Consider the following 4,337-nt stretch of genomic DNA (forward strand, 5'->3'; position numbering starts at 1 on the left):
CGCCGGACGCCCGCGACCGGTATCGCCCGGCGCGGAAGCAGGCTAAGGCGCGCGAAATGGCCGACAAGACCCCGCCCCCCAGCCGAAGACCCCATCGAAGCCGCGCCGCCCATGCCGGCGGCGAATGCGACGGTGGAGCCGATCGTCCAGCCGCCGGCGTCGGGGACGACCGCGCGCAAGGGCGGCGGCATGATGCGCTCGTCGGCGATCTTCAGCGGCCTGACCCTGGTCAGTCGTTTCGCCGGCTTCGCCCGGGATCTGGTCATATCGGCGGCGCTGGGCGCCTCGGTTGGCCCGGCGGCCGACGCCTACAACACCGCCCTCAACTTCCCGAACCTGTTCCGCCGCATCTTCGCCGAGGGCGCCTTCGCCGCCGCCTTCGTGCCCGCCTACGCCAAGACGCTCGAGACCGACGGCGAAGAGGTCGCCGACAAGGTGGCGACCGACGCCCTGGCCGTCGTGGCCTTCGCGACCCTGATCCTGACCCTCGTCGCCCAGCTGTCGATGACGTGGCTGATGACGGTGATCAACGTCGGCTTCCTGGACGATCCGGCGCGGTTCAAGCTGGCCGTGGTCCTGACCCAGATCACCATGCCCTACCTGCCTTGCATGGCCGTAGCGGCGCTGCTCAGCGGGGTGCTGAACGCCCGGGGGCGGTTCATCGTCTCGGGCGCCTATCCCGTGCTGTTGAACCTGATCATGCTGGTCGCCGTCATTCCGGCCCAGGGCGGGCCGGTCGGGGCGGCCTACGCGGCGTCCTGGGCGGTGCTGGCGGCGGGGATATCGCAGGCCGGGCTGTGCTGGTGGGCGGCGCGCAAGGCGGGCGCCGACATCCGGCTGGCCCTGCCGCGGCTGACCCCCGCGGTGAAGGCGATCATCATCACCGCCGTTCCGGCCGCGATCGGCAACTCCGCGACCCAGATCAACGTCTTCATCTCGGGCAACCTGTCCAGCTTCGTGGCTGGCGGCCGGACGTGGCTGGCCACGGCCGATCGGCTGTACCAGTTGCCGCTGGGCCTGGTCGGGGTGGCGATCGGCATCGCGCTGCTGCCCCGGCTGTCGCGGGCCGTGGCGTCGGACGACAAGGTCCAACAGCAGGCCTCGATGGACGAGGGCATGGTCCTGTCCATGGCCCTGACCCTGCCGGCGGCCGCCGCCCTGATGGCCATGCCCTATTTCCTGATCGACGCCCTGTTCACGCGCGGCGCCTTCCTGCAGGTGGACGCGGTCAACACCGCCCGGGCCCTGTTCCAGTTCGGCTGGGGCGTGCCGGCGTTCGTGCTGATCCGGATCCTGGCGCCGGCCTTCTTCGCGCGGCGGGACACGCGCACGCCGATGGTCTTCGCCCTGGTCTCGGTGGCCGTCAACGCGGCGTTGGCCATCGGCCTGTTCCACATCGGCTGGGGCGTCTCGGGCATCGCCGCCGCGGTCTCGGGCGCCGCCTGGACCAATGTGCTGCTGCTCGCCGGGACCCTATGGCGTCGCGGCCACTACCGGCCCAGTCCGCAGGCGGTCTCCCGCCTGATCCGCATCGGCCTGTCCGCGGCCGGCCTGGCCCTGGTGGTCGGCGTGGCGGCGGCGAGCCGGTCGGTGATCGAGGCTCCGATCGGAGACGCGCTCGCCGCGCTGGGCCTGGGCGTCGGCGCCAAGGAGGGCGCGCTGCTTCTGGTCACCGCGGCGGGCGGATTGGCCTATGTCGCGCTTTCCTTCCTCACCCGGGCGGTCACGCCGTCCGAGGTGAAGGGGATGCTGCGGCGGTCCGGCAAGTAACGCCTTGCTGTCCACGGTGCGAGGCGATAAGCGCGAGGCATGACGATTTCTGGACTCAACGCCGCCGGCCGGCGATGGCGCGGCTGATCTTCCCCAGCACCTTCGCATGCGTGATCGCGCACGCCTGATCCAGACGTCCTCCCCGAGCATTCGACCATGACCGATTCGACCCCGGCTCCCACCGCCCCGGCCGCCTACGTCGGCCGCGCCGCATCCTGTCCGGCATCCAGGCCTCCGGCGCCCTTCATCTAGGCAACTACCTGGGCGCCCTGAAGCGCTTCACCCAGCTGCAGGATCAGGCGCGCCCTGCTTCCTGTTCGTCGCCGACCTGCACGCCATCACCGTCTGGCAGGATCCGGCCCTGCTGACCGCCCAGACGCGCGAGATCGCCGCCGCCTATCTGGCGTCCGGCCTGGATCCGGCGCGGTCGATCATCTTCCCGCAGTCGGCCGTGCGCGCCCATGCGGAGCTGGCCTGGGTCTTCAACTGCGTCGCCCGCCTCGGCTGGTTGGACCGGATGACCCAGTTCAAGGAGAAGTCCGGCAAGCACAAGGAACGCTCGTCGGTGGGGCTGTACACCTATCCGGTGCTCCAGGCGGCCGACATCCTGCTGTACAAGGCCACCGAGGTGCCGACCGGCGAGGACCAGAAGCAGCACCTGGAGTTGACCCGCGACATCGCGCAGAAGTTCAACACCGACTTCAACGCGCCGGGCTTCTTCCCCCTGCCCGAGCCGCTGACCCAGGGGCCGGCGCCGCGCGTCATGAGCCTGCGCGACGGCGCGGCCAAGATGTCCAAGTCCGATCCGTCGGACCAGTCGCGGATCAATCTGACCGACGACGCCGACACCATCGTGGCCAAGGTGCGCAAGGCCAAGACCGATCCCGAGGCCCTGCCCGAAACCGTCGAGGGCCTGGAGGGCCGCGCGGAAGCCAAGAACCTGGTGACCATCTACGCCGCGCTGGCGGACATGAGCCGCGAGCAGGTCCTGGCCCGGTTCGGCGGCCAGGGCTTCGGCGCCTTCAAGCCGGCGCTGGCCGAGCTGGCGGTCGAGGCGATGGCGCCGGTGACCGCCGAGATGCGCCGCCTGATGGCCGACCCGGCCGAGATCGACCGGGTGCTCGAGGACGGCGCCGAGCGCGCGTCGGCCATCGCCGATCCGGTGGTGGACGAGGTGAAGAAGATTGTCGGCTTCTGGCGGGCCTGACGGCGGTTTTCGGACCTGGCGTCCGCCGGGGTCTGGCGAAACCCGGAGCCCGGCCTAGGTAGGGTTGATGACCCTCGCCCGTCCGTCCGACCATCCCCTTGACCGCGCCGTCTGGAACGCCCTCTCCACGCGCCAGGCCCCGCTGGCGATCGCCGGCGGCGGCGTGCTGCGCTTCGATCCGGCCTACGCCCTGTTCGCCGCCGCGAGCCCGGAGGCCGAGGCCGCGGACTGGGTCGCGCTCGCCGAAACGACCGGCCGGCTGGCGCTGTTCGAAGTCGATCCCGTTGTGCCTGAAGGGCTGACGGAGGTCGACCGGATCGACTGCCTGCAGATGGTGGCGACAGAGGTGAGCGGCGGCGGCCGGTCGGTCGAGTTCGAGACCCTGACCGACGCGGACGGACCGGAGATGCTGGCGCTGGCCGCCCTGACCCAGCCGGGACCGTTCTTCGCGAAGACCCACCTTCTGGGGTCGTTCATCGGAATCCGGCGCGAAGGCCGGCTGGTCGCCATGGCCGGCGAGCGGCTGAACCTGGACGGCTTCACCGAGGTCAGCGGGGTCTGCACCCATCCCGACCATCGGGGCGAAGGCTACGCCGGGGCGATGATGCGGGCGGTGACCCGGCGCATCCTGGACCGGGGCGACACGGCCTTTCTTCACGCCCGGATCGGGCACGTCGATACCATCGCCTTCTACGAGACCCTGGGATTCAGGCCCCGGATCACGCCCAGCTATGTGGTGATGGAGCCGGCCGAGACGGCCTAGGCGATGCGATCCAGCCGGGCGACGAAGAAGCCGTCCAGCCCGCCCTTCTCGGCCCACATTGAGGGCAGGATGCGCAGCCAGCCCTCGGGGGTCAGAGCTTCGTCCGGCGCGCCGATGGCGGCGGGAACGGCGGGCGCGGTCCGGAAGGCGGGGGTGCGGCGCAGGAAGGCGATGATCTGGGTCTCGCCCTCTTCCCGCTCCATCGAGCAGACGCAGTAGACCAGCCGGCCGCCGGGCTTCACCCGCTCGGCCGCGGCGTCCAGCAGCCGGTGCTGGACATCGGCCAGCTTGGCGACGTCGGCGGGCTTGGTGGCGCGCAGCACCTCCGGATTGCGTCGGAAGGTGCCGGTGGCCGTGCAGGGCGCGTCCAGCAGGACGGCGTCGAAGACGCGGTCATCCTCCCAGTCCTCGGCCGGAGTGACGACGATCTCGGCGGAAAGGCCGGTGCGCTCCAGATTGGCGCGCAGCCGCTTCAACCGCGTGTCGACCGGTCCAGCGCCACGACCGAGCGCCCGAGGCCGCCAGCTGCAGCGTCTTGCCGCCGGGCGCGGCGCACAGATCCAATGATGGACTCGCCGGCCTTGGGGCGCCAGCCAG

General features: G+C 71.1%; 2 protein-coding genes and 2 pseudogenes. 3 read left to right on the top strand and 1 reads right to left on the bottom strand.

All coding sequences use genetic code 11. The annotated features are described in order from the left end of the window. Positions 1–111 precede the first annotated feature (111 nt). The 3 genes and pseudogenes from murJ (at position 112) to AC2W7C_RS13945 (ending at position 3,740) form a co-directional block, all read left to right on the top strand. The gene (gene murJ, locus AC2W7C_RS13935) at positions 112–1,770 is read left to right on the top strand and encodes a murein biosynthesis integral membrane protein MurJ (RefSeq protein ID WP_486001975.1); all 1,659 of its coding nucleotides are present in this window, start codon (positions 112–114) and stop codon (positions 1,768–1,770) included. Positions 1,771–1,982: 212 nt separating this feature from the next. Continuing rightward, a pseudogene (trpS, locus tag AC2W7C_RS13940) lies at positions 1,983–2,977 on the top strand (tryptophan--tRNA ligase). A 67-nt stretch (positions 2,978–3,044) separates the two neighbouring features. Continuing rightward, entirely contained in the window at positions 3,045–3,740 is a 696-nt protein-coding gene (locus AC2W7C_RS13945) for a GNAT family N-acetyltransferase (RefSeq protein ID WP_486001976.1), read from the top strand. Here the strand turns inward: AC2W7C_RS13945 and AC2W7C_RS13950 are convergent. Further along, positions 3,737–4,337, bottom strand: a pseudogene (locus AC2W7C_RS13950) (RsmB/NOP family class I SAM-dependent RNA methyltransferase); the annotation flags it as partial. The gene AC2W7C_RS13945 and the pseudogene AC2W7C_RS13950 overlap by 4 nt on opposite strands.

Source organism: Brevundimonas sp. CURTG3B2_SDJG, from assembly GCF_057364705.1.